This is a genomic window from Micromonospora sp. NPDC023644, from assembly GCF_040640115.1.
In the GTDB taxonomy this organism is placed as follows: domain Bacteria; phylum Actinomycetota; class Actinomycetes; order Mycobacteriales; family Micromonosporaceae; genus Micromonospora.
In genome coordinates this window covers 23797-45937 of the sequence record NZ_JBFABA010000038.1, presented here as the reverse complement: position 1 = coordinate 45937, position 22141 = coordinate 23797, and the positions used below count along the sequence as shown (strand labels likewise).

The 22141-nt window shown below is 75.0% G+C and carries 23 protein-coding genes; 17 read left to right on the top strand and 6 right to left on the bottom strand.

Annotated elements, in window-relative coordinates; all coding sequences use genetic code 11:
* Positions 1-8: 8 nt before the first annotated feature.
* Positions 9-935, top strand: a complete 927-nt coding sequence (locus AB0G08_RS22850) for a DUF2567 domain-containing protein (RefSeq protein WP_358091253.1) — start codon at positions 9-11, stop codon at positions 933-935.
* Here the strand turns inward: AB0G08_RS22850 and AB0G08_RS22845 are convergent.
* A complete protein-coding gene (locus AB0G08_RS22845; protein WP_358091251.1) occupies positions 850-1551 on the bottom strand; it encodes an LON peptidase substrate-binding domain-containing protein in 702 nt (233 codons plus the stop codon). The two genes, AB0G08_RS22850 and AB0G08_RS22845, sit on opposite strands and share 86 nt — an antisense overlap.
* Before the next feature lie 106 nt (positions 1552-1657).
* On the opposite strand from AB0G08_RS22845, the gene hisD reads away from it, so the two are divergent.
* From hisD to hisF, 12 genes are all read left to right on the top strand, one after another.
* Positions 1658-2980: a histidinol dehydrogenase gene (hisD, locus tag AB0G08_RS22840; RefSeq protein ID WP_358091249.1), complete on the top strand. Its 1323-nt coding sequence runs from the start codon at positions 1658-1660 to the stop codon at positions 2978-2980.
* A 67-nt stretch (positions 2981-3047) separates the two neighbouring features.
* A complete protein-coding gene (locus AB0G08_RS22835; protein ID WP_358091247.1) occupies positions 3048-4118 on the top strand; it encodes a histidinol-phosphate transaminase in 1071 nt (356 codons plus the stop codon).
* A 53-nt stretch (positions 4119-4171) separates the two neighbouring features.
* Positions 4172-4783 carry an imidazoleglycerol-phosphate dehydratase HisB gene (gene hisB / locus AB0G08_RS22830; protein ID WP_358091245.1) on the top strand — a complete coding sequence of 204 codons (612 nt, stop codon included), beginning with the start codon at positions 4172-4174 and terminating at the stop codon, positions 4781-4783.
* 112 nt (positions 4784-4895) lie between these two features.
* Complete coding sequence (locus AB0G08_RS22825) at positions 4896-5069, top strand: hypothetical protein (protein ID WP_357876548.1); 174 nt, start codon at positions 4896-4898, stop codon at positions 5067-5069.
* A gap of 55 nt (positions 5070-5124) precedes the next feature.
* Positions 5125-5757: an imidazole glycerol phosphate synthase subunit HisH gene (hisH, locus tag AB0G08_RS22820; protein ID WP_358091243.1), complete on the top strand. Its 633-nt coding sequence runs from the start codon at positions 5125-5127 to the stop codon at positions 5755-5757.
* 96 nt (positions 5758-5853) lie between these two features.
* Positions 5854-6177 carry a hypothetical protein gene (locus AB0G08_RS22815; protein ID WP_358091241.1) on the top strand — a complete coding sequence of 108 codons (324 nt, stop codon included), beginning with the start codon at positions 5854-5856 and terminating at the stop codon, positions 6175-6177.
* 17 nt (positions 6178-6194) lie between these two features.
* Positions 6195-6920, top strand: a complete 726-nt coding sequence (gene priA, locus AB0G08_RS22810) for a bifunctional 1-(5-phosphoribosyl)-5-((5-phosphoribosylamino)methylideneamino)imidazole-4-carboxamide isomerase/phosphoribosylanthranilate isomerase PriA (protein ID WP_358091239.1) — start codon at positions 6195-6197, stop codon at positions 6918-6920.
* Complete coding sequence (locus AB0G08_RS22805; protein ID WP_357876556.1) at positions 6917-7306, top strand: RidA family protein; 390 nt, start codon at positions 6917-6919, stop codon at positions 7304-7306. The genes priA and AB0G08_RS22805 overlap by 4 nt, the downstream gene beginning before the upstream one ends.
* Positions 7307-7387: 81 nt before the next feature.
* Positions 7388-7834 carry a MarR family transcriptional regulator gene (locus tag AB0G08_RS22800; RefSeq protein WP_358091237.1) on the top strand — a complete coding sequence of 149 codons (447 nt, stop codon included), beginning with the start codon at positions 7388-7390 and terminating at the stop codon, positions 7832-7834.
* A 5-nt stretch (positions 7835-7839) separates the two neighbouring features.
* Positions 7840-8265, top strand: coding sequence for an organic hydroperoxide resistance protein (locus tag AB0G08_RS22795; protein ID WP_358091284.1), 426 nt, complete (start codon positions 7840-7842; stop codon positions 8263-8265).
* Positions 8262-9263, top strand: a complete 1002-nt coding sequence (locus AB0G08_RS22790; protein WP_358091235.1) for an NADP-dependent oxidoreductase — start codon at positions 8262-8264, stop codon at positions 9261-9263. The genes AB0G08_RS22795 and AB0G08_RS22790 overlap by 4 nt, the downstream gene beginning before the upstream one ends.
* A gap of 80 nt (positions 9264-9343) precedes the next feature.
* Positions 9344-10111 carry an imidazole glycerol phosphate synthase subunit HisF gene (gene hisF, locus AB0G08_RS22785; protein ID WP_357876562.1) on the top strand — a complete coding sequence of 256 codons (768 nt, stop codon included), beginning with the start codon at positions 9344-9346 and terminating at the stop codon, positions 10109-10111.
* A 36-nt stretch (positions 10112-10147) separates the two neighbouring features.
* On the opposite strand, the gene AB0G08_RS22780 is transcribed toward hisF, so the two are convergent.
* Both AB0G08_RS22780 and AB0G08_RS22775 read right to left on the bottom strand, forming a co-directional pair.
* On the bottom strand, positions 10148-10609 hold the full coding sequence (locus tag AB0G08_RS22780) for a hypothetical protein (RefSeq protein ID WP_357876564.1): 462 nt from the start codon (positions 10607-10609) through the stop codon (positions 10148-10150).
* Between the two features lie 199 nt (positions 10610-10808).
* Positions 10809-11462, bottom strand: a complete 654-nt coding sequence (locus AB0G08_RS22775) for a hypothetical protein (RefSeq protein WP_358091233.1) — start codon at positions 11460-11462, stop codon at positions 10809-10811.
* A gap of 58 nt (positions 11463-11520) precedes the next feature.
* Here AB0G08_RS22775 and AB0G08_RS22770 point away from each other — a divergent pair, with 58 nt between their 5' ends.
* Both AB0G08_RS22770 and AB0G08_RS22765 read left to right on the top strand, forming a co-directional pair.
* The gene (locus AB0G08_RS22770) at positions 11521-12978 is read left to right on the top strand and encodes a PLP-dependent aminotransferase family protein (RefSeq protein ID WP_358091231.1); all 1458 of its coding nucleotides are present in this window, start codon (positions 11521-11523) and stop codon (positions 12976-12978) included.
* Between the two features lie 94 nt (positions 12979-13072).
* Positions 13073-14377 carry a low temperature requirement protein A gene (locus AB0G08_RS22765; RefSeq protein WP_358091229.1) on the top strand — a complete coding sequence of 435 codons (1305 nt, stop codon included), beginning with the start codon at positions 13073-13075 and terminating at the stop codon, positions 14375-14377.
* A gap of 67 nt (positions 14378-14444) precedes the next feature.
* Here the strand turns inward: AB0G08_RS22765 and AB0G08_RS22760 are convergent, their stop codons facing one another.
* The 3 genes from AB0G08_RS22760 to AB0G08_RS22750 all read right to left on the bottom strand — a co-directional run bounded on the left by AB0G08_RS22760 (position 14445) and on the right by AB0G08_RS22750 (position 18118).
* Positions 14445-16271 carry a long-chain fatty acid--CoA ligase gene (locus AB0G08_RS22760; protein WP_358091227.1) on the bottom strand — a complete coding sequence of 609 codons (1827 nt, stop codon included), beginning with the start codon at positions 16269-16271 and terminating at the stop codon, positions 14445-14447.
* A gap of 139 nt (positions 16272-16410) precedes the next feature.
* Positions 16411-17364 (bottom strand): terpene synthase, encoded by a 954-nt coding sequence (locus AB0G08_RS22755; protein WP_358091225.1) that lies wholly within the window; start codon positions 17362-17364, stop codon positions 16411-16413.
* 124 nt (positions 17365-17488) lie between these two features.
* The gene (locus AB0G08_RS22750; RefSeq protein ID WP_358091223.1) at positions 17489-18118 is read right to left on the bottom strand and encodes a TIGR03085 family metal-binding protein; all 630 of its coding nucleotides are present in this window, start codon (positions 18116-18118) and stop codon (positions 17489-17491) included.
* Between the two features lie 146 nt (positions 18119-18264).
* Here AB0G08_RS22750 and AB0G08_RS22745 point away from each other — a divergent pair, with 146 nt between their 5' ends.
* Positions 18265-20145: an ABC transporter ATP-binding protein gene (locus AB0G08_RS22745; protein WP_358091221.1), complete on the top strand. Its 1881-nt coding sequence runs from the start codon at positions 18265-18267 to the stop codon at positions 20143-20145.
* A gap of 210 nt (positions 20146-20355) precedes the next feature.
* Positions 20356-22083, top strand: coding sequence for an ABC transporter ATP-binding protein (locus AB0G08_RS22740; RefSeq protein ID WP_358091282.1), 1728 nt, complete (start codon positions 20356-20358; stop codon positions 22081-22083).
* The last annotated feature ends 58 nt before the right edge of the window (positions 22084-22141 follow it).

Genomic DNA, 22141 nt, shown 5'->3' with positions numbered 1-22141 from the left:
ATCACCGGGTGAGTGCGGACACCCCCGAACCCGACCGGCCCGGCCGCCGGCCCGACGAGCCGGGGGCGCCGGCCGCCTGGCCGGAACCCGGCCCACCGGCCCGCGTCGGCCCCGCCGACCCGCACGCCGCCGGGGAGCCCGTCCCGCCGCACGACGCCACGACCGGCCTCCCGCCGCACGACGCCACGGCCGGCGTCCCGCCGTACGGCGCGGCGGTGGAGTACGTCCCCGGCGGGACCGGCCTGGAGTACGCCGCCGGCTACCCGCTCGCGCCGCCGGCGGAGCCGGACCTGCCGCGCGGGCGGGCGGTGCGGCTCGCCCTGCTGGCGGTGCTCGCGTCGAGCGTGCTCGGGGTGCCGCTCGGGCTGCTCTGGGCCGCGCTCGCGCCGGACACGCCGGTGCTCAAGGTCGCCGACGGGGCGATCTACGCCGAGCCGCAGCCGGAGCAGCCGGTCGCCGCCGACGGCTGGTTCAGCCTGCTGGGGCTGGGCTTCGGGGTGCTCGCCGCGCTCGCGCTGTGGTTCCTGCTGCGCCGGGTACGGGGGCCGGTCGGCCTGCTCGCCGCCGTGTTCGGCGCCTTCGGCGCGGGACTGGTCGCCTGGCAGGTCGGCCGGCGGATGGGGCTCGCCGGCTACGAGCGACTGCTGGAGAGCGCGCCGGTCGGCCAGGCCTTCGGCAAGCCGGCCGACCTGCGGGCGGGCGGGATCGAGTGGCTGCTCGGCGTGCTGCCGGTGCCACACGGCAACCTGCTGCTGCCCGCGTTCGGCGCGGCCGTGACGTACACCCTGCTGGCCGGCTGGTCGCGCTGGCCCTCGCTGCGCCCCGAGCGCGAGCCCGGCGCACCCGGGCTCAGTTGGGAGTCGGCGGGGACGCCAGCTCCGCCAGCGGCACCGGAACCGCCCGCACCTGGCGCAGCAGCGCCGCCTCGCGGTTGAGCAGGCGCAGCTCGGCGCGGAGCCGGGCGGCGGTGTCGTCGATGGCGAGCAGCCGCTGCCGGTCGGCCACGGTCAGCACGGCCGTGGCGGCCACCAGGTGCGACAGCACCGTCGGGTCCTCCGGCAGCTGCTCGGAGAGCTGCTCCGGGTCGGCGCGGACCAGGCCCAGGTACTGCCGGAAGACCGAGATCACCCGGGCCGCGAGCAGGTCGGCGACCTCGTCGGGCCCGCCCGGCTCGGGCAGCCACTCCACGTCGGCGGTGAGGTAGGGCTCGGCGTCGCGGTCGACGTCGGCGATGCGGAACCTGCGCTTGCCCACCGTGACGATGTCGAAGCCACCATCGGGGCGCTCGGTGACCTGCCGCAGCTCGGCGGTGCAGCCCACCTCGTGCAGGGTGACGTCGCCGCCGGGCAGCGGCCGGCCGTCCGGCCAGGTGGGGGCGACCTCCCAGCCGGCCCGGATGGCCACCACGCCGAACTCGCGCGGGGCCTCCTCGGGCAGCGCGACCAGGTGCCGGACCAGGGCGCGGTAGCGCTCCTCGAATATGTGCAGCGGCAGCACCAGACCGGGGAAGAGGACCATTCCGAGCGGAAACACCGGCAGCCGCGCAGTCACGCGTCGAGCGTAGCCCGATCCCGGCGCGGCGGCGTGTCCCGGCTCACCGTCCCGGCGTACGGGCGGCGCCGGTCGCCGTCCGGGCGGGCCGCCTAGACTCGCAAGGGTGTTGAACCGGATCGACCTGCGCGGCGGCGTCCCTGACCCGCGCCGCCTGCTGCCCCGTGCCCAACTCGACGTCTCCGTGGCCGTCGAGCGGATCCGCCCCCTCGTGGAGGCGGTCCGGGAGCATGGTTACCCGGCGATCCGGGAGGCCAGTGAGCGGTTCGACGGGGTCTCGCCCGAGGTGCTGCGGGTGCCCGCCGAGGCGATCGCCGAGGCGGAGGGCACCCTCGACCCCGAGGTGCGCGCCGCGCTGCTGGAATCGATCACCCGGGCCCGGAAGGTGCACGCCGACCAGCGCCGCACCGACCACACCACCCAGGTGGTGCCGGGCGGCACGGTGACCGAGCGCTGGGTGCCGGTCGACCGGGTCGGCCTCTACGTCCCCGGCGGCCTGGCGATGTACCCGTCGACCGTGGTGATGAACGTGGTGCCGGCCCAGGCGGCCGGGGTGCGCTCGCTGGTCGTGGCGAGCCCGCCGCAGAAGGACAACGGCGGGCTGCCCGACCCCCGGGTGCTCGCCGCCTGCGCCCTGCTCGGCGTCGACGAGGTCTACGCCGTCGGCGGCGCCCAGGCCGTGGCGATGCTGGCGTACGGCGCGGCGGTCGACGCCGAGGGCGCCGCCCACTGCGACCCGGTCGACATGATCACCGGCCCGGGCAACATCTGGGTCACCGCCGCCAAGCGGCTGCTGCGCGGCGTCGTCGGCATCGACGCCGAGGCCGGCCCGACCGAGATCGCCATCCTGGCCGACGACACCGCCGACCCGGCGCACGTCGCGGCCGACCTGGTCAGCCAGGCCGAGCACGACCCCCTCGCGGCCAGCGTGCTGGTGACCCCCTCGGTCGAGCTGGTCGAGGCCGTCGAGCGGGAGCTGGCCCGGCAGGTGCCGGCCACCAAGCACGCCGAGCGGGTCACCACCGCGCTCACCGGCGAGCAGAGCGGCGTCGTCCTGGTCGACGACCTCGACGCCGGGCTGCGGGTGGTCGACGCGTACGCGGCCGAGCACCTGGAGATCCAGACCCGGGACGCCCGCGAGTGGGCGCTGCGGGTGCGCAACGCCGGGGCGATCTTCGTCGGCGCCTGGTCGCCGGTGTCGCTCGGCGACTACTGCGCCGGCTCCAACCACGTGCTGCCCACCGGTGGCTGCGCCCGGCACTCGTCCGGGCTGTCGGTGCAGTCCTTCCTGCGCGGCATCCACCTGGTCGACTACTCCGAGCAGGCGCTGCGCGAGGTGGCCCCGCACGTGGTCACCCTGGCCACCGTGGAGGACCTGCCGGCGCACGGCCGGGCGGTCCAGGTGCGCTTCCCGGGGGAGCTGGGGTGAGCGGGCGCAGCGGCAGGCTCGACCCTCGACGGCCCGGGGCCGTCACCGGGCGGAACGGGGTGGCGGCGTGAGCGGGCTCGACGACCTGCCGATCCGCGACGACCTGCGCGGGCTGTCGCCGTACGGGGCGCCGCAGCTCGACGTGCCCGTGCGGCTGAACACCAACGAGAACTCCTACCCGGTGCCCGAGCCGGTGGTGGACGCGATCGGCAAGGCCCTCGCGGCGGAGCTGCGCGACCTCAACCGCTACCCGGACCGCGACGCCGTGGCGCTGCGCGCCGACCTGGCCGGCTATCTCGGCCACGGGCTCACCGTCGACCAGGTGTGGGCGGCGAACGGCTCCAACGAGATCCAGCAGCAGCTGCTCCAGGCGTTCGGCGGGCCGGGGCGCAGCGCGCTCGGCTTCACCCCCGCGTACTCGATGCACCCGCTGCTGGCGCTCGGCACCGGCACCCGTTGGGTGCCGGCCCGCCGCGGCGTCGACTACGGGCTGACCGCCGACGAGGCGGTCGCCCAGGTGCGCGAGCACGCCCCGGACGTGGTCTTCCTCTGCTCACCGAACAACCCCACCGGCACCGCCCTCGACCCGGCGGTGGTCGCCGCGGTGCTGGACGCCGCGCCGGGCATGGTGGTCGTCGACGAGGCGTACGCCGAGTTCGCCCGCCCCGGCACGGTCAGCGCGCTGGCGCTGCTGCCCGGGCATCCGCGGCTGGTGGTGACCCGGACGATGAGCAAGGCGTTCGGCTTCGCCGGTGGCCGGCTCGGCTACCTCGCCGCCGATCCGGCGGTGGTGGCGGCGGTGCAGCTGGTCCGGCTGCCGTACCACCTCTCGGCGCTCACCCAGGCCGCGGCCCGGGCGGCGCTGGCGCACCGCGACGCTCTGCTCGGCACGGTGGCGGCGATCTCCGAGCAGCGCGACCGCATCGTGGCGCGGCTGCGCGACCGGGGGCTGCGGGTGGCCGACAGCGACGCCAACTTCGTGCTGTTCGAGGTCGGGGGCGACCAGGCCGTCGCCTGGCGCACCCTGCTCGACGCCGGCGTGCTGGTCCGCGACGTCGGCCTGCCGGGCTGGCTGCGGGTCACCGCCGGCACCCCCGCCGAGACCGACGCCTTCCTCGCCGCCGTGGAGAAGATCTAGTGGGAGCGAGAAGTGAGCGTGCGAGCCCCGCAGTCGCGACCGAAAGGCAAGCAATGAGCCGGACCGCCCGGGTGGAGCGGATCACCAAGGAGACGAAGGTCCTCGTCGAGATCGACCTCGACGGCGCCGGCCGGGCCGAGATCGGCACCGGGGTCGGCTTCTACGACCACATGCTGCACCAGATCGCCCGGCACGGCGGCTTCGATCTGACCGTGCGCACCGTGGGCGACCTGGAGATCGACGCCCACCACACGATGGAGGACACCGCGCTCGCCCTGGGCGCCGCGTTCGACCAGGCGCTGGGGGACAAGGCCGGCATCCGGCGGTACGGCTCGGCCACCGTCCCGATGGACGAGGTCCTCGTCCGGGCCGCGGTCGACCTCTCCGGCCGTCCGTACGTGGTGCACGACGAGCCGGCGCTGGCGCCGTACATCGGGCCGGTCTACCCGACCAGCATGACCCGGCACGTCTGGGAGTCCTTCGGCCAGGCGGCCCGGATCACCCTGCACGTGGACGTGCTGCGGGCGGCCCGCCCCGGCGGCCACCCGGACGCGCACCACGTGGTGGAGGCCCAGTTCAAGGCGGTCTCCCGCGCGCTGCGCGAGGCCACGGCGATCGACCCGCGCGCGGCGGGCGCCATCCCCAGCACGAAGGGGGCCCTGTGAGCGCGAGGAACGCAGCGCAGCGGAGTCCCGCAGTCGCGAACGAGAAGGGCTCTGTGAGCGCGAGGAACGCAGCGCAGCGGAGTCCCGCAGTCGCGAACGGAGGGCGGCTCTGATGGGTGGGGTGCTGCCGTCGTTGCTGCTGATCCTGGCCGGCGTGCTGGTCGGCGGGGCGTGGTCGCTGCACAGGCAGGGTGCCCCGCGCGGCGCGGTGGTCGTCACCGCGCTGCTCGCCGTGCTGGCCACGGCCGCCGGCGTGCTCTGGCTGCTGCCGGGGGAGGGTGCGTGAGCGGGCGGAGCGCGCGGCGGCGTCGCGGCGCCGCCGACCGGAGGGTGGTGACGGCATGAGCCGCGTGGTGGTGCTCGACTACGGGTCGGGCAACCTGCGCTCGGCCGAGCGGGCCCTGGCCCGCGCGGGCGCGGACGTGACGGTGACCGACGACCTGACCGCCGCCGCCGAGGCCGACGGCCTGGTGGTGCCGGGCGTGGGCGCGTTCGCCGCCTGCATGGCCGGGATCGAGGCCCTCGGCGCCGGCCCGGTGATCGCCGAGCGGGTCGAGGCGGGCCGCCCGGTGCTGGGCATCTGCGTGGGCATGCAGGTGCTCTTCGAGCACGGCGACGAGCACGGCGTGGTGACCAAGGGGCTCGGGCTGCTCCCCGGCGGGGTGACCAGGCTGGCCGCCGCCCGGCTGCCGCACATGGGCTGGAACACGGTCGCGGCGCCGGCGGGGTCGGTGCTCTTCGCCGGCCTGCCCGCCGACAGCCGGTTCTACTTCGTGCACTCGTACGGGGTCGGGGCGCCGGGCGCGCTGGCGGAGGCCGGCGCCACGGTCACCACCGCCCACCACGAGACGGACTTCGTGGCGGCCGTGGAGCGGGGTTCGCTCTGCGCCGCGCAGTTCCACCCGGAGAAGTCCGCCGACACCGGTGCCGCGCTGCTGCGCAACTGGCTCGCCACGCTCCCCACCGGTGACTGAGCGCCTGTCCGGCGGGGCGGGTCCGCTCCGGCCCGCCGGCCGCCCGTCCGCCCGCCCACGGTCGCTCGGCCGGCCGCCCCGTCGGCGGGGCACGTCGTGAGCAAGGAGCGGGCCCGGCGCCGGGCGGCCCGGGAGGCCGAGGCGGCCCGGGCACGGGTCGTCCGCGAGCGGCGGGCGGCCCGGCGGTCGCGGCGGCGGGCGCTGGTCCGCCGGATGACGCCGTCGCTGCGCCGGGGGCGGACGGGTCGGCTGCCCCGGCACAGCCGTGGCGAGCGCGCCGCCATCGTGCTGCTGACCCTGGTGGCGATGGTCCTGATCTGGTCGTTCGTCGACGACCTCGCGCTGCGGATCGCGCTGGTCGTGCTGTTGCTGCTCGTACTGCCGGCGATCGTGGTGATCGCCCTGGACCGTCGCACCTGACTTCGAGGAGAAATACCGTGAGCCTCACCCTGTTGCCCGCCGTGGACGTCGCCGACGGCCAGGCCGTCCGACTCGTGCAGGGCGCCGCCGGCAGCGAGACGACGTACGGCGACCCGTTGGAGGCCGCGCTGGCCTGGCAGCGGGACGGCGCCGAGTGGATCCACCTGGTCGACCTCGACGCCGCGTTCGGCCGCGGTTCCAACGCGCACCTGCTGGCCGAGGTCGTGCGGCAGCTCGACGTGAAGGTGGAGCTGTCCGGCGGCATCCGCGACGACGAGTCGTTGCGGGCGGCGCTCGGCACCGGGGCCGCCCGGGTGAACATCGGCACCGCCGCCCTGGAGGACCCCGTCTGGTGCGACCGGGTGTGCGGGGAGTTCGGCGACCGGGTGGCGATCGGGCTGGACGTGCGGGGACGTACCCTCTCGGCCCGGGGCTGGACGCGCGACGGCGGCGACCTCTTCGAGGTGCTGGAGCGGCTGGACAAGGCGGGCGCGGCGCGCTACGTCGTCACCGACATCACCAAGGACGGCACCATGCGCGGGCCGAACCTGGACCTGCTGCGCGAGGTCTGCGCCCGCACCGACGCCCCGGTGATCGCCTCCGGTGGGGTCTCCACCCTGGACGACCTGCGGGCGCTGGCCACCCTGGAGCCGATCGGGGTGGAGGGCGTGATCGCCGGCAAGGCGCTCTACGCGGGCGCCTTCACCGTGGCGCAGGCGCTGGAAACCCTGGCCGCGGCGTGACCGTCACGCGGCTCGGCTCGGGCGGCCCGTGGGAGTCGCTGTACGGCTACTGCCGCGTCGTCCGGGCCGGCGACCTGGCCTGGACGGCCGGCTGCACCTCCACCGTCGACGGTGTGGTCACCCACGTCGGCGACGCGGCGGCGCAGACCGCCCAGGCCCTGCGGATCGGGCTGGACGCGCTCGCCGAGGTGGGCGCGGAGCCCGGGGACGTGGTGCGGACCCGGATGTACGTCACCGACCGGACGTACGCCGACGAGGTGGGCCGGGCGCACAACGTGGTCTTCGGCGCGGTCCGCCCGGCGGCCACCATGGTGGTGGTGGCCGGCCTGCTCGACCCCGATCACCTGGTCGAGGTGGAGCTGGAGGCGTATCTCGGCGACCGCTGAGCCCGCGCGGCGGCGGGTGGCGCCGGTCACCGCGCGCCCCGATAGGTTGTGCGCAATCTAATTGCGCGTTACGGTTCCCCGGTGACCGACGATCTGGTGCTGCGCCGGCAGGTGTGCTTCGCGCTCTACGCCGCGTCGCGCGCCCTCACCGACGTCTACCGGCCCGTGCTCGACGAGTTCGGCCTGACCTATCCGCAGTACCTGGTGCTGATGGTGCTCTGGGAGCGCGACGACGACGCTCCCACGGTCTCCGAGCTCGGCGCCGCCCTGCGGCTGGACTCCGGCACGCTCTCCCCGCTGCTCAAGCGGCTGGAGGGGGCGGGGCTGGTCGTCCGGACCCGGTCGGCGCGCGACGAGCGGCGGGTGGAGGTGGGCCTGACCGGCGACGGGCGGGCCCTGCGCGACCGGATGGGCGAGGTGCCGCTGCGGGTCGCCCGCGCCACGGGCCTCACCGAGGCGGAGCTGGTCGCCCTGCGCGACACCCTCACCCGGGTCACCGAGACGATCCACCGACAGAAGGAGCAGTGACCACCATGCAGGTGCTCTACACCGCGTCCGCCCGGGCCACCGGGGACGGTCGGGACGGCCATGTCCGCACCTCCGACGGCACCGTCGACCTGGGCCTGGCCGTGCCGAAGGAGATGGGTGGCACCGGCGGCGCCGCCAACCCCGAGCAGCTCTTCGCGGCCGGCTACGCCGCCTGCTTCCACTCGGCGCTGCGCCTGGTCGCCCGCAAGGCGAAGGCCGACGTCTCCGGCTCGGTCGTGGAGGCCGAGGTGGGCATCGGCGCCAACGGCAGCGGCGGCTTCGGGCTGACCGTCGCCCTGGTGGTCGACCTGCCGGCCGTCGCGCGCGCCGCCGCCGAGGACCTGGTCGCGCAAGCGCACCAGGTCTGCCCCTACTCGAACGCGACCCGCGGCAACGTCGAGGTGGCGCTCACCGTCCGCGAGGCGCTGTGAGCATCCGCAACCGGGAGATCCACCTCGCCTCCCGCCCACAGGGCTGGCCGACCGCCGAGAACTTCCGGCTGGTGGAGACCGAGGTGCCCACCCCGGGTCCGGGTCAGGTCGTGGTCCGCAACCGGTACGTGTCGGTCGACCCGTACATGCGGGGGCGGATGAACGACGTCAAGTCGTACGTGCCGCCGTTCGCGCTCGACGCGCCGCTGGACGGCGGGGCGGTCGGCGAGGTCGTGGCCAGCGAGGCCGAGGGCGCCCGGCCCGGCGACACCGTGCTGCACGGCCTCGGCTGGCGCGAGTACGCGCTGCTCGACGCGAAGGCCGTCCGGAAGGTCGATCCCGACCTCGCCCCGGTCACCGCCTACCTGAGCGTGCTCGGCATGACCGGCCTGACCGCTTACGCCGGGCTGCTGGAGGTCGCCGGGATGAAGGCGGGGGAGACCGTCTTCGTCTCCGCCGCCGCCGGCGCGGTGGGCAGCCTGGTCGGCCAGATCGCCAAGCTCCGGGGCGCGGCGCACGTGATCGGCAGCGCGGGCTCGGCGGCCAAGGTCGAGCGGCTGCGGGCGCTCGGCTTCGACGCCGCGTTCGACTACCACGACGGCCCGGTGCGCGACTCGCTGAAGGCCGCCGCCCCCGGCGGCGTCGACGTCTACTTCGACAACGTCGGCGGCGACCACCTGGAGGCGGCGATCTCCGCGATGAAGGTGCACGGCCGGGCCGCGATCTGCGGCATGATCGCGCAGTACAACGACACCGAGCCGCCGGCCGCGCCGCGCAACCTGGCGCTGCTCATCGGCAAGCGGCTCACCCTGCGCGGCTTCCTGGTCGGCGACCACAACCACCTGCGCGACGAGTTCGTGCGCGAGATGGCCGGCTGGCTGCGCGACGGGAAGGTCTCGTACGACGAGACGGTCGTCGACGGCATCGAGAACGCCCCGGAGGCGTTCCTCGGCCTGCTGCGCGGCGAGAACCTGGGCAAGATGCTCGTCCGGGTCTGAGCGGGGGCACCACGCGACCCCGACGGTGGCCGGCCTCACCGGCCGGTCACCGCCGGCGCCGGGAAGGATAGGCTCGCGGCATGACGGTGGCGGTGCGGGTCATCCCGTGTCTCGACGTGGACGCCGGTCGGGTGGTCAAGGGGGTCAACTTCCTCGACCTGCGCGACGCCGGCGACCCGGTGGAGCTGGCGGCGGCGTACGACCGGGCCGGCGCGGACGAGCTGACCTTCCTCGACGTCACCGCCTCCTCCAGCGACCGGGGCACCATGCTCGACGTGGTCCGCCGCACGGCGGAGTCGGTCTTCATCCCGCTGACCGTCGGCGGTGGCGTCCGGCAGGTCGCCGACGTCGACACCCTGCTGCGCGCCGGCGCGGACAAGGTCGGGGTGAACACCGCCGCGATCGCCCGTCCGGAGCTGATCGCCGAGATCGCCGACCGGTTCGGCCGGCAGGTGCTGGTGCTCTCGCTCGACGTGCGGCGCGCGCCGGGCGGCGGCACGCCCAGCGGTTTCGAGGTGACCACCCACGGCGGCCGGCGCGGCACCGGGCTGGACGCGGTCGAGTGGGCCCGCCGCGGCGCCGAGCTGGGCGCGGGGGAGATCCTGCTGAACTCGATGGACGCCGACGGCACCAAGGCCGGTTTCGACCTCGAACTCATCGGCGCGGTGCGCCGGGTGGTCGACGTGCCGGTGGTGGCCAGCGGCGGCGCGGGCCAGGTGGCGCACTTCCCGCCGGCGATCGGTGCCGGCGCGGACGCGGTGCTCGCCGCCAGCGTCTTCCACTTCGGCGAGCTGACCGTCGCCGAGGTCAAGGACGCGCTGCGCGGGGCCGGCCACCCGGTCCGCTGACCGCCCGCGTGATCCGCCCGCTGCGCCGGCGGCCAGTCAGTCCCGGCGGGACCGGTTCTCGGGGGAACGCCGGGGCGCCGGGATCGACCGCACCACGTACTCCTGGACGGCGGCCGCGTGGTCGGCCTCGTCCAGGTGCCACTCGGCGCTGACCGGGGCGTGCCGCCGGGCCAGTACGCCCTGCACGGTGTCGACCGTGGTGGCCAGCCCGGCGCTCGGCCGGGTGCGCCAGAGGCGCTCACCGTCGGCGGTGATCCGGAACCAGCCGTCGGTGACGCTGACCAGTCCGGCCCCGACGAGGCGACGGACCGCCGCCTCCACCTCGTGCCGTTCGGGGATCGCCTGGTTGAGGTGGTCGGCGGTGGAGAGCACGTCGGCGAGGCGGACGCCCTCGGGGCGGCGGCTGGACGCCGCGCGGCGGTGCCGTCCCGCACCGCTGGCGATCACCACCGAGACGAAGATCCAGGCATCGCTCCAGCGCCATCCGTTCTCCCCCATGCGAGGATTCTGCCGGGCGTCGCGTCCGAAGGGAACACCGGCGTTCGGCCCGCGTCCCGGACAGGGGTCGTCGCGGACGGGGCTCGGGGTGGTGCGGGGGCCCGCGGCCGATCGGGCGGGCACTGCGTCAGCCGCGTCGGGCTGCGGAAAGCGGCCGCCGCGCCGGCGGCGTCAGGCGGGCACCGCGCGGCCGGGTGGGTCAGGCGGCGGGCAGCGGCGCGGCCGGGCCCGGGGCGGGGTGCTGCGGCCCGGGGACGGTGAACAGCGGCAGGAAGACCTGGGTCAGCGGGCCGATGGCCAGCGCGTAGGCGACCGTGCCGACGCCCACCGTCCCGCCGAGCAGCCAGCCCAGCGCCAGCACCGTGATCTCGATGACGGTGCGGACGAGCCGGATCGAGCGGCCGGGCCGGCGGGCGACGTAGCCGGTCATAAGGCCGTCGCGGGGGCCCGGCCCGAGACGGGCGCCGAGGTAGAGGCCCGTCGCCGCCCCGTTGGCCACGATGCCACCGACCAGCATCCCGACCCGTACGCCCAGCGAGCCGCCGGCCGGCAGCAGCGCGAGCGTCGCGTCCACCACCAGCCCGATCACCAGGACGTTGCTGACCGTGCCGAGGCCGGGGCGCTGACGCAGGGGTATCCAGAGCAGCAGCACCAGCGCGCCCACCGCGATGGTGACGGTGCCGAAGGAGAGCCCGGTCAGCTCGGACAGGCCCTGGTGGAACACGTCCCACGGGTCCAGGCCCAGCTCCGAGTTGATCATCAGGGCCATGCTCACGCCGTAGAGGACGAGGCCCGCGTAGAGCTGGGTGAGCCGCCGCGCGGGGCGATGCCGGAGATTGCCAATCGGTGTCACCCATGCCACGCTAAAGGCCAATTGGCGCGATGTAAGAGCCAATCCTGGAGGAGTGGCCATGACGAGTCAGGTTCGGGGTGTCCAATTGGCCCGGCTCCTCGGTCAGTGGCATGCGCTTCCCGGCCGCCGGCGCAGCCCCGACTACGCCGCCCTGGCCGGCGCCGTCCGTGGGCTGCTCGCCGACGGCCGGCTGCCGCTGGGCGTGCGGCTGCCCGCCGAGCGGGAGTTGGCCGAGGCGCTGAAGATCAGCCGGACCACGGTCACGGCCGCGTACCGGGAGCTGCGCGAGAGCGGGCACCTCGCCAGCCGGCGGGGTGCCGGCAGCTGGACGATGCTCCCGGGCACCCACCGGGTGGCGAGCACCGGGCTCTGGACCCCGCTGGACGACCGGGACATGATCGACCTCGGGGTCGCCGCGCTCGCCGCGCCGCCGGAGCTGCTGCCGGCCGCCCGCGCGGCGGCCGAGGACCTGCCCCGCTACCTGGGCGGTGCCGGCTACCACCCGACCGGGATCATCGAGCTGCGCGAGGCCGTGGCCCGCGCCTACACCGACCGGGGCCTGCCCACCTCGCCCGACCAGATCATGGTCACCAACGGCACCCAGCACGCCCTCGACCTGGTGCTCCGCCTGGCCCTCGCCCCCGGCGGCAACGTGCTGGTCGAGGCGCCCAGCTACCCGAACGCGCTGGCCGCGCTGGCCGCCCGCCGGGCCCGGATCACCACCCACGGCCTGGCCGTCGAGGAGCCCGGCTGGGACGCCGACCTGCTGCTCGGCGGGCTCCGGCAGGCCCGGCCCAAGCTGGCGTACCTGATCCCGGACTTCCAGAACCCGACCGGGCACCTGATGCCGGCCGCACTGCGGGAACGGGTCGTGGCCACGGCGCACGCCGTCGGCACCGACCTGGTCGTCGACGAGTCCTTCGTGGACCTGCCGCTGGACGGGACGGTGCTGCCCCCGCCGACCGCCAGCTTCGACCGGCACTCCCGGGTGGTCACCATCGGGGGAATGAGCAAGCCGTTCTGGGGCGGCCTGCGGATCGGCTGGGTCCGCGCCTCCGCCCCGCAGGTGCAGCGGCTCGCCGCCGCCCGGGTCGGCGTCGACATGGCCAGCCCGGTCCTGGACCAGTTGGTCGCGGTCCACCTGCTCGCCGACGCGCCGGCCATCGTCGCCGCGCGCCAGGCCCAGCTGACCACCCAGCGCGACGCGCTGCTGGCCGCGCTCGCGCAGCGCCTGCCGGAGTGGCGGGTCACCGTCCCGCACGGCGGGGTGACCCTCTGGGCCGAACTCGACGGGCCGATCTCCAGCGCGCTGGCCCGGGCCGCCGAGGAGGTCGGCGTACGCCTGGCGCCCGGCCCCCGGTTCGGCCTGGACGGCACGTTGGAGCGCTTCCTGCGGCTGCCGTTCACCCTGCCGGCCACCGACCTGGTCGAGGCGGTCGGTCGCATCGCCGCCGTCCGGTACGACCTGGACCGGGGCGGTCGGTCGCAGTGGCGGGAGCCGGCGGTCATCGCCTGAGGCGGGCCGGCGCGCCGGCCGGGGGCTCCCGGCCGGGTCGGTCAATCGCGCCTGCCCTCGGCCCCGCGGCTGCGAGACTGCGCAGGTGGAGGACGTGCGGGGGATACGGTGGCCGCGCGGCATCCTGCCGAACGCACCGGGGTCCCGCACCACCCGGCTCGAACTCTTCTACGACCTCGTCTTCGTCTTCGCCTTCCTCAACGTCACCACGGTGACCGCCGGCAACCTGGACACCCGCGGGCTGGTCCGGTTCCTGGTGGTGCTCGCCCTGCTCTGGTGGTGCTGGAGCGGCTTCGCCGCGCTGGGCAACGTGGTCCGCACCGACCAGGGGATCGCGCCGCTGGTCGGGTTCGCCGTCTCCGCCGCCGTCTTCGTGCTCGCGCTGAGCCTGCCGAAGGCGTTCGTCGACCGCCCCGGCGGCCTGCCCGGCCCGGTGGTCTTCGCCGTCTGCTACTTCCTGGTCCGCGCGACCCAGGTGACGGTCTTCCTCTGGGCCGTGCGCACCGACCGGGAGGTGCGCCGACGCAGCCCCGTGCTGGTCCTGCCCTTCCTGGTGGCGACGGGGCTCATCCTGACCGCCGCGCTGGTGCCGCAGCGGCTCTTCGACGGCAGCGCCGAGGCGGGGCTGCGGCTGGCGTTCTGGGTGGCCGCGCTCGGCGTGGAGTACGGCGCCGGCCTGGCCCAGCACCGCGCCGGGTGGACGGTGCTCTCGGCGGGGCACTGGGCGGAACGGCACGCGTTGATCATCATGGTCGCGCTCGGCGAGTCGATCATCGCGCTGGGGCTCGGGCCGGGCCCCGGCGCCACCCTGCCGCTGAGCTGGCCGGTGATCATCGCGGCGCTCCTCGGCATCGCGGTGGTCGCGGCGCTGTGGTGGGCGTACTTCGACACCCTCGCGCTGGCCATGGAGCAGGTGCTGCACCGCACCCGGGAGCGGCGCACCCGCGCCGGGCTGGCCCGGGACGTGTACACGTACCTGCACCTGCCGCTGATCACGGGCGTGATCCTGTTCGCCCTGGGCCTCAAGGGGCTGATCTACGAGGGGGCCGACCCGGCGACCCCGCAGTGGGGGGTGCCGCTGCCCGGCTTCGACATGCTGGCCCTCTTCGGCGGGGTCGCGCTCTACCTGCTCACGCTGATCATGCTCGGGAGCCGGATGCTGGGCGCGGCGCGCTGGCCGACGATCGGCGGGGTGGCGCTGCTCGCCGCGCTGACCCCGGTGGCCGGGCGACTGCCGGAACTGGTCGCCCTGGGCATGCTGGCGGTGGCCGCCGTGCTGACGGTCGCCGTGCAGACGGTCGTCGACGCCCCACGGCGGCGGCGCGTGCGGCAGGTGGCGCTGGAGGAGCAGCTCGCCTCCGAGGCCGAGCAGACGCGGTGGCGGGGCCACCACCTCTGAGGCCGGCGCCGTCACCCGGGCGGCCGGCGGCCCCGCGTCGGAACGCGGGGCCGCCGGCGTCGCGCGCTCAGAGTTCGGCGAGCGACCCCGCGTACATCTTCTCGATCTCGCTGGCGAAGTTGCTCTCCACGCCGCGGCGCTTGATCTTGAGTGAGGGGGTGATCTCGCCGTGCTCGATGGTCAGGTCGCGCGGCAGGATGGCGACCTTCTTGATCGTCTCCCAGCGGTTGAGCTTGGCGTTGAGCTCGGCCACGTAACCCTCGACCATGGCCTTCGCCTCCGGCGAGACGACGATCTCGGCGTAGTCGCGGCCCTCCAGCGGGGTGCCGGCGGCCCAGCCCTTGATCGCGTCCGGGTCCAGCGTGACCAGCATCGTGCAGTAGTTGCGGGCCTGGCCGATCACCACCGCCTGCGAGGTGTACGGGCAGGTGGCCTTGAACATCCCCTCGATGTGCGAGGGCGCGATGTACTTGCCACCCGAGGTCTTGACCAGGTCCTTCTTCCGGTCGGTGATCTTCAGGTAGCCGTCGGCGTCCAGCGTGCCGATGTCGCCGGTGCGGAAGAACCCGTCCTCGGTGAACGCGGCCGCGGTCTCCTCGGGCAGGTTGTGGTAGCCGCGCATCACCGGCCGGCCGCGCACCAGGATCTCGCCGTCGGTGTCGATCCGGCACTCCAGGTCGCCCATCGCCTTGCCGACGGTGCCGATCCGCAGCCCGTCCGGCGGGTTGACGAAGTTGCCGGCGCTGGTCTCGGTGAGGCCGTAGCCCTCGGAGATCGGCAGGTTCGCCGCGGCGAAGAAGGTGGCGATCTCCGGGCTGAGCGGGGCGGCGCCGGAGACGAGCACCCGGATCCGGCCGCCGAGGCGGGCCTGGAGCTTGCTGAACACCAGCTTCTCGGCCACCGTGTACTTCAGCCTGAGCCCCGTCGGGACGGGCCGGCCGGCCTGCTCCAGGGCGACCTTCTCCTTGCCGACCCGGACGCCCCAGGCGAAGATCTTCGCCTTCGCGCCGCCGGCGTCCTGCGCGGTCGTCACCGCCTTGTTGTAGACCTTCTCGAACACCCGGGGCGCGCCGCACATCAGCGTCGGCCGGATCACCGAGAGCAGCTCGACCAGCTTGTCCACCCGGCCGTCGACGTACGTCGGCAGGCCCACGTGGATCGCCCCGCAGAGCAGGGTCTTGCCGAACGAGTGCGACAGCGGAAGCCAGAGGTACTGAAGGTCGTTCTCGCGCAGCAGCCCCAGCTCGGCCTGCGCCACGCCCTCCCAGCACCAGCCGCCGTGCAGCAGCTCGACGCCCTTCGGACGCCCCGTGGTGCCGGAGGTGTAGATCAGCGTGGCCAGGTGCTCTGGGCCGATCCCGGCGACCAGCATCTCGATCAGGTCGGGCTCGGCGGCCAGGGCGCGGGCGCCCTGCTCCTCCAGCTCGGCGAGGGTGAGCTGGGGGACGGTGGCGGCCGGGTCGGCGGCGCCGTCGAAGAGCACGACGTGGGTCAGCGCGGGCAGGTCCGCGCCGGCGATCTTGGCGGCCTGGGCCGGGTTCTCGGCGAACAGCACCCGGGAGCCGGAGTCGGCGATGATGTAGGTCGCGTCGTCGGGCTCCGTGGTGGGGTAGACGGTGGTGGTCGCGCCACCGGCACACATGATGCCGAGGTCGGCGACCACCCAGTCGAGCCGGGTGTTCGCCAGGATCGCGACCGGATCCTCCAGGCCGACACCGAGCCCGTGCAGCCCGGCGGCGACCGCCTTGGCGCGACGGGCCATCTGCTCCCAGCTCAGCCAGACCGGCCCGGAGTCGTCGGGGGCCGGGTGGGCGAAGGCGTCGCGGTCGGGGGACGCCGCCACGCGCTTGAGGAACATGTCGGGGATGGAACGGTACGGTACATCGAGAGCCATCGCTGTAGCCGCCTTCGGGGGTGGAGACGTGACCATGGTCACGTCGGTGTTCGTTACCGAAGGGTATTGCCTGCGCCCGGGCATCGGCTAGCCCTGTCGATCACGGCTGGGCCACGTCTCGGAGGATGGACCGCCCGGCTCAGGCGTACCGGGCCGCCCGCAGCGACCAGTCGTAGGTGGCCCGGATCCAGTTGCGCCGCGCGGTAAGGGCCGCCCGCAGGCCGTCGTCGCCCGTGGCGAGCAGCGCCGCCTCCGTCGCCAGGTACGCCGAGAGGGCCTCGTTGAACCGGTCGGCCGCCCCCCGCAGGGCCGACGACTCGTCGCCGTCCGCCCGCCCGGCGGCGATCACCGCGACCAGGTTGTGCACGTCCGGCCGGCCGAGGTGCTCCTTGCCGTACGAGAAGACGTCGTTGCACCAGCACACCAGGTCGGCGGCGAGCAGGTCGAGGGCGACCAGCGCCGGCTCGGTGCGGTGCGCCGCGCCCGGCAGTGCCCCGGTGGCCAGTTCGGTGAGGGTGAAGCTGGGGTGGACCCCGCCGGTGTGCCGGCGCATCTGGACGTACTCGGCCAGCCCCGGCGCCCGCCCGTGCTCGCGGTTCGCCGCCTCCCAGAGCAGCGCCAGCAGGTACTCCCGCACCTCGCCGACGAAGCGCAGCAGCGCCACGGGCCCGCCGGCGGCGCGGGCCCGCCGGCACAGGTCGCCCAGCGCCGCACCGAGCGGCCCGGCTGCGGCGGCCGGCCCGTCGGCCCGGCCCTCCCGCCCGTCGAGCACGTCCAGCAGGGCGGCGACGGTCGGCGCCAGCCGGGTGGGGGAGTCGCCGAGGCCGTCCTCGTCGCAGGCGTCGTCCACCACGAACAGCCAGGAGATCAGGTCGGCGAGCAGCCGCAGGCCGTCGACCGGGCCCTCCGGGCACGCCCGCCCCGCCAGCCCGGCGGCGTCGGCCCGGCGTAGCCGGTGCAGCCGGTGCCCGTTACTGATCAGCCCCTGGTCGAGCGCCCACTCGGTGCTCTCCTGCGCCACCCGCGCGGTGGCGTCGTGCTGGCGCGAGGGAAAGGGGGGTTCCCGTAGCGCCGAGACCGCAAAGGTCCGCATGGTGCCCCCTGTCGCTCCGCCCCCCGACGGGACGGCGCGGAACAGCGTACGGCAGCAGGGATCGGCCGGGATCGTTGGGTAGGCGCCTTCTCAGGTTGGGCCGTGACTGCTTGTGTACATGGCGTCACATTCCCAGTTCGGTGCCGCGGAGCCGCTCGGCGACGGCCGCCGGCCCGTCGATCTGCACCCGGGACACCCGCTGCCGGCCGCTGAGGAACAGGGCCAGCTCGCCCGGCGCGCCCACCACCCGCACGGGTTCGCCGCCCCGGCCGACGGAGCGCTCGCCGTAGCCGGGCGCCTGGACGAAGACGTCGGCCGGGAACCGGCGCAGCGCCAGCCGGGCCAGCCCCGCGCACCGCTTCCAGAGTGCCGCGTTCAGCCCCGCCGCCAGGTCGCGCGGGAGCCAGCCCGGGCGGGCGCGGCGCACGTCCTCGTGGTGGATGAAGAACTCCAGCGTGTTGGCCAGCTCGTCGGTGACCGGGTTGCTGACCGGACTCCACACCGGCGGCCGGCGCACCTCGTCGAGCAGGCGCGGCCACGGGCGCGCGGCGACGCGCAGGCGCACCCGCTCGGAGTAGCCGCGCAGCGGCGGGAGCAGGATGCCGCCGGCGGCGTCGGGCCGGCGTTCCCGGAGCACCAGGTGGGCGGCGAGGTCGCGGGTGGTCCATCCCTCGTTGACCGTCGGGGCGTCCGGTCCCAGCGTCTGCATCAGGTCGGCGAGCGCCTCGCGCTCCGATCGGGCGTACCGCGGCATGGCACCGATCGTAGGCGCGTGGAGGGCACTCGGCGCGCCGAGTCGGCGGGGCGGCCGTGACGGTGGACATAGCGGACCGGGGCGGCGGAGCTGGCCCGGACCGGTAAGGATGAGGAAGATAATTGCGGCTTACGGCAGGGGAGAGCGTGGCGAGCAGGACGAGTCGGGACGTGCTGGTGCGGGGGCTGGCCGTCCTCGGGCGGGCGATCCGGGAGGAGCCGCGCATCTTCGCGGTCGCGGTGACCGGCAGCGTGCTCTTCGGCGCCATGACGGTGGCCAGCGCCTACGTGGTGGGCGCCGTGGTCGGCGACGTGGTGGTGCCGGCGATCGAGCGCGGCGCGGTCGGGGTCGGGGGGCTCGCCCTGGCGGCCGTCGCGCTGTTCGGCATCAGCGTGCTGCGGGTGGCCGGCATCTTCGGCCGCCGGCTCGGCGCGGGCTACATGCAGTACCGCCTCCAGGCCGCCTACCGGCGCCGGGTCACCCGCCGCTACCTGGAGCTGCCGCTGTCCTGGCACCACCGCAACGCCACCGGCACGCTGCTGTCCAACGCCAACTCCGACGTCGAGGCCGCCTGGTACCCGATCGCCCCGCTGCCGTTCGCGGTGGGCACCCTGGTGATGCTGGTCGGCGCGGTGGCGTCGCTCTTCTTCACCGACTGGGCGCTGGCCCTCGTCGGTCTCGCGGTCTTCCCGGCGCTCTTCGCCCTCAACGTCGCCTACTCCCGCCGGATGGCCCCCCGGCAGGCCCGGGCCCAGCGGCTGCGCGCCGAGGTCAGCGGCATCGCGCACGAGAGCTTCGACGGCGCCCTGGTGGTCAAGACGATGGGCCGGGAGGCGCAGGAGACCGACCGGTTCGCCGCCCGCGCGGGGGAGCTGCGCGACTCGCTGGTGGCGGTCGGCCGGCTGCGCGGCGTCTTCGACCCGCTGCTGGAGACCCTGCCCAGCCTCGGCACCCTCGCCGTGCTGGTGGTCGGATCGATCCGGCTGCGGCAGGGCGAGATCACCGTCGCCGAGCTGATCAGCGTCGCCTTCCTCTTCACGGTCCTGGCGTTCCCCGTCCGGGCCATCGGCTGGGTGCTGGCCGAGCTGCCGCGCAGCGTCGCCGGCTGGGACCGGGTCAGCCGGGTGCTCGACGCCACGGGCGAGATGTCGTACGGCGACACGACGCTCGACGCGACGCAGCCCCGCCCGGCCACCCTCGCGTTCTCCGGCGTCCGCTTCGGCTACGAGCCGGCCGAGGCGCACCTGCCCGGCACGGAGGTGCTGGGCGAGGTCTCCTTCACCGTGCCCGCCGGGAAGACCGTCGCCCTGGTCGGGCCGACCGGCGCCGGCAAGTCGACGATCGCCGCGCTGGCGGTGCGGCTGGTCGACCCCAGGGCCGGCACGGTGTGCCTGGACGGGGTGGACGTCCGCCGGCTCACCGCCGCGTCGCTGGCGGACAACGCCGCGTTGGTCGCCCAGGTGCCGTTCGTCTTCGACGACACGGTGCGGGCCAACGTCAGCCTGGACCGGCCGGGCATCGGCGACGACGACGTCTGGGCCGCGCTGCGGCTGGCCGAGGCGGACGGCTTCGTCGCGGCCCTGCCCGACGGTCTCGACACGAAGGTCGGCGAGCGGGGCACCTCGCTCTCCGGCGGCCAGCGGCAGCGGCTCACCCTGGCCCGCGCGCTCGCGGGCCGGCCACGCCTGCTGGTCCTCGACGATGCGACCAGCGCCGTCGACCCCCGGGTGGAGGCGGCCATCCTGGCCGGGCTGCGTTCCTCGGCGGGGGAGACTGGCGAGCCGGCCGCGTCGATCCTGGTGGTCGCCTACCGGCAGGCCACCATCGCGCTGGCCGACGAGGTGGTCTACCTGGAACAGGGCCGGGTGCTCGCCCGCGGCCCGCACGCCGAGCTGCTGGCCACGGTGCCGGGCTACGCCGACCTGGTCACCGCCTACGAGCAGGCCGAGGTCGACCACGCCAAGGACGAGACGTACGACGAGGTCGCCCCGCTGACGTCGGGCCTGGAGATCGAGGTGGACCGGTGAGCGCGAGGAGTGCAGCGGAGCGGAGCCCCGCAGTCGCGAACGAAAGGCGGGCCCGGTGAGCGCGAGGAGTGCAGCGGAGCGGAGCCCCGCAGTCGCGAACGGAAGGCGGGCCCGGTGACCACTACCACGGACACGGCGAGGAAGACCGGGGCGGCCGAGACGCCCGGGGACGCCGAGACGCCGGAGACCCCCGAGACCACCTGGCAGACGCTGCGCCGCGGTCTGGCGCTCTCCCCGGAGCTGCGGGTCGGCCTCGCCGGCACGCTCGGTCTGGCCCTGGTCTACATGGTCGGCCGGGCGGCGGTCCCGGTGGCGGTGCAGCAGGGCATCGACAACGGCATCGTCGGCGGCCTGGACCTGGGCGTGGTCTGGACGGTGGTCGCCGCGACCGTCGGGGTGCTGGTGGTGACCACGCTCTGCGGCTACCTGATGATGCGCCGGCTCTTCACGGTCAGCGAGACCGCGCTGGCCAACGTGCGGATCCGGGCGTTCCGGCACGTGCACGACCTGTCCATGCTGCACCAGCAGTCGGAGCGGCGCGGTTCGCTGGTCTCCCGGGTGACCAGCGACGTCGACCAGATCACCCAGTTCCTCCAGTGGGGCGGCGTGATCCTGGTGATCAACCTCGGTCAGCTGGCGGTCACCACGCTTGTCATGTTCGCGTACTCCTGGCAGCTCACCCTGGTGGTCTTCGCCGCCTTCCTGCCCGCCGTGTTCGTGATCCGGCTGCTCCAGCGGCGCCTCGCCGGGGCGTACGGGGTGGTCCGGCAGCGCACGGGGACGCTGCTCGGCGCGATCGGGGAGAGCGTGGTCGGCGCGCCGGTGATCCGGGCCTACGGGATCGCCGGCCGGACGGCCCGCCGGCTCGACGAGGCGATCGACGGCCAGCGGCGGGCGCAGCAGCGGGCGATCAGGATCAGCATCATGGGCAGCTCGGTCGGGGAGTTGGCGGCCGGCCTGGCGCTGGCCGGCGTGGTGGTGCTCGGGGTGACCCTCGGCGCCGACCGCACCCTGAGCGTCGGCGAGGTGACCGCCTTCCTCTTCCTGGTCACGCTCTTCATCCAGCCGGTGCAGATCGCCACCGAGGTGCTCAACGAGGCGCAGAACGCCATCGCGGGCTGGCGCCGGGTGCTGGACGTGCTGGACGTCGAGCCCGACGTCGCCGACCCGGGCGAGCAGGGGCGTGAGCTGCCGTCCGGTCCGCTGGACATCCGCTTCGCGGGGGTGCGTTTCGCGTACCCGGGGGGTCCGCCCGTGCTGCACGACGTCAGCCTGGAGATCCCGGCGAAGAGCCGGGTGGCAGTGGTCGGCGAGACCGGCAGCGGCAAGACCACCTTCGCCAAGCTGCTCACCCGGCTGATGGACCCGACCGCCGGCCAGGTGCTGCTCTCCGGCGTGCCGCTGGAGCGGGTCCGGTTCGCCTCGCTGCGCTCGCGGGTGGTGATGGTGCCGCAGGACGGCTTCCTCTTCGACGCCACGGTGGCGGAGAACGTCCGCTTCGCCCGCCCGGAGCTGACCGACGAGCAGCTCGCGGCGGCCTTCACCGAGCTGGGGCTGGCGGACTGGCTGGACGGGCTCCCGTCGGGCCTGCACACCCCGGTGGGGGAGCGCGGCGAGGCGCTGAGCGTGGGGGAGCGGCAGCTGGTCGCGCTGGCCCGCGCGTACGTGGCCGACCCGGATCTGCTGGTACTGGACGAGGCGACCAGCGCGGTCGACCCGGCCACGGAGGTGCGGCTGCAACGCACCCTGGACGCGGTGACCCGGGGGCGTACCACCCTCGCGATCGCGCACCGGCTCTCCACGGCGCAGGCCGCCGACGAGGTGATCGTGGTGGACCGGGGCCGGATCGTGCAGCGCGGCCCGCACGACGAGCTGGTCCGCGACCCGGAGTCGGTCTACGGCCTGCTCTACGCCTCCTGGCTGGAGCAGACCCGCTGAGCGGACCCGACGCACCGGCGGCGCGCGGCCCGGCCGGGGGTCGGGCCGCGCGCGGCGG

Coding starts and splice junctions, on each gene's coding strand:
- hisB (WP_358091245.1), top strand. CDS start 4,172: ATGAGCCGGACCGCCCGGGTGGAGCGGATCACCAAGGAGACGAAGGTC.
- AB0G08_RS22825 (WP_357876548.1), top strand. CDS start 4,896: ATGGGTGGGGTGCTGCCGTCGTTGCTGCTGATCCTGGCCGGCGTGCTG.
- hisH (WP_358091243.1), top strand. CDS start 5,125: ATGAGCCGCGTGGTGGTGCTCGACTACGGGTCGGGCAACCTGCGCTCG.
- AB0G08_RS22795 (WP_358091284.1), top strand. CDS start 7,840: ATGCAGGTGCTCTACACCGCGTCCGCCCGGGCCACCGGGGACGGTCGG.
- hisF (WP_357876562.1), top strand. CDS start 9,344: ATGACGGTGGCGGTGCGGGTCATCCCGTGTCTCGACGTGGACGCCGGT.
- AB0G08_RS22780 (WP_357876564.1), bottom strand. CDS start 10,609: ATGGGGGAGAACGGATGGCGCTGGAGCGATGCCTGGATCTTCGTCTCG.
- AB0G08_RS22770 (WP_358091231.1), top strand. CDS start 11,521: ATGACGAGTCAGGTTCGGGGTGTCCAATTGGCCCGGCTCCTCGGTCAG.
- AB0G08_RS22760 (WP_358091227.1), bottom strand. CDS start 16,271: ATGGCTCTCGATGTACCGTACCGTTCCATCCCCGACATGTTCCTCAAG.
- AB0G08_RS22755 (WP_358091225.1), bottom strand. CDS start 17,364: ATGCGGACCTTTGCGGTCTCGGCGCTACGGGAACCCCCCTTTCCCTCG.
- AB0G08_RS22750 (WP_358091223.1), bottom strand. CDS start 18,118: ATGCCGCGGTACGCCCGATCGGAGCGCGAGGCGCTCGCCGACCTGATG.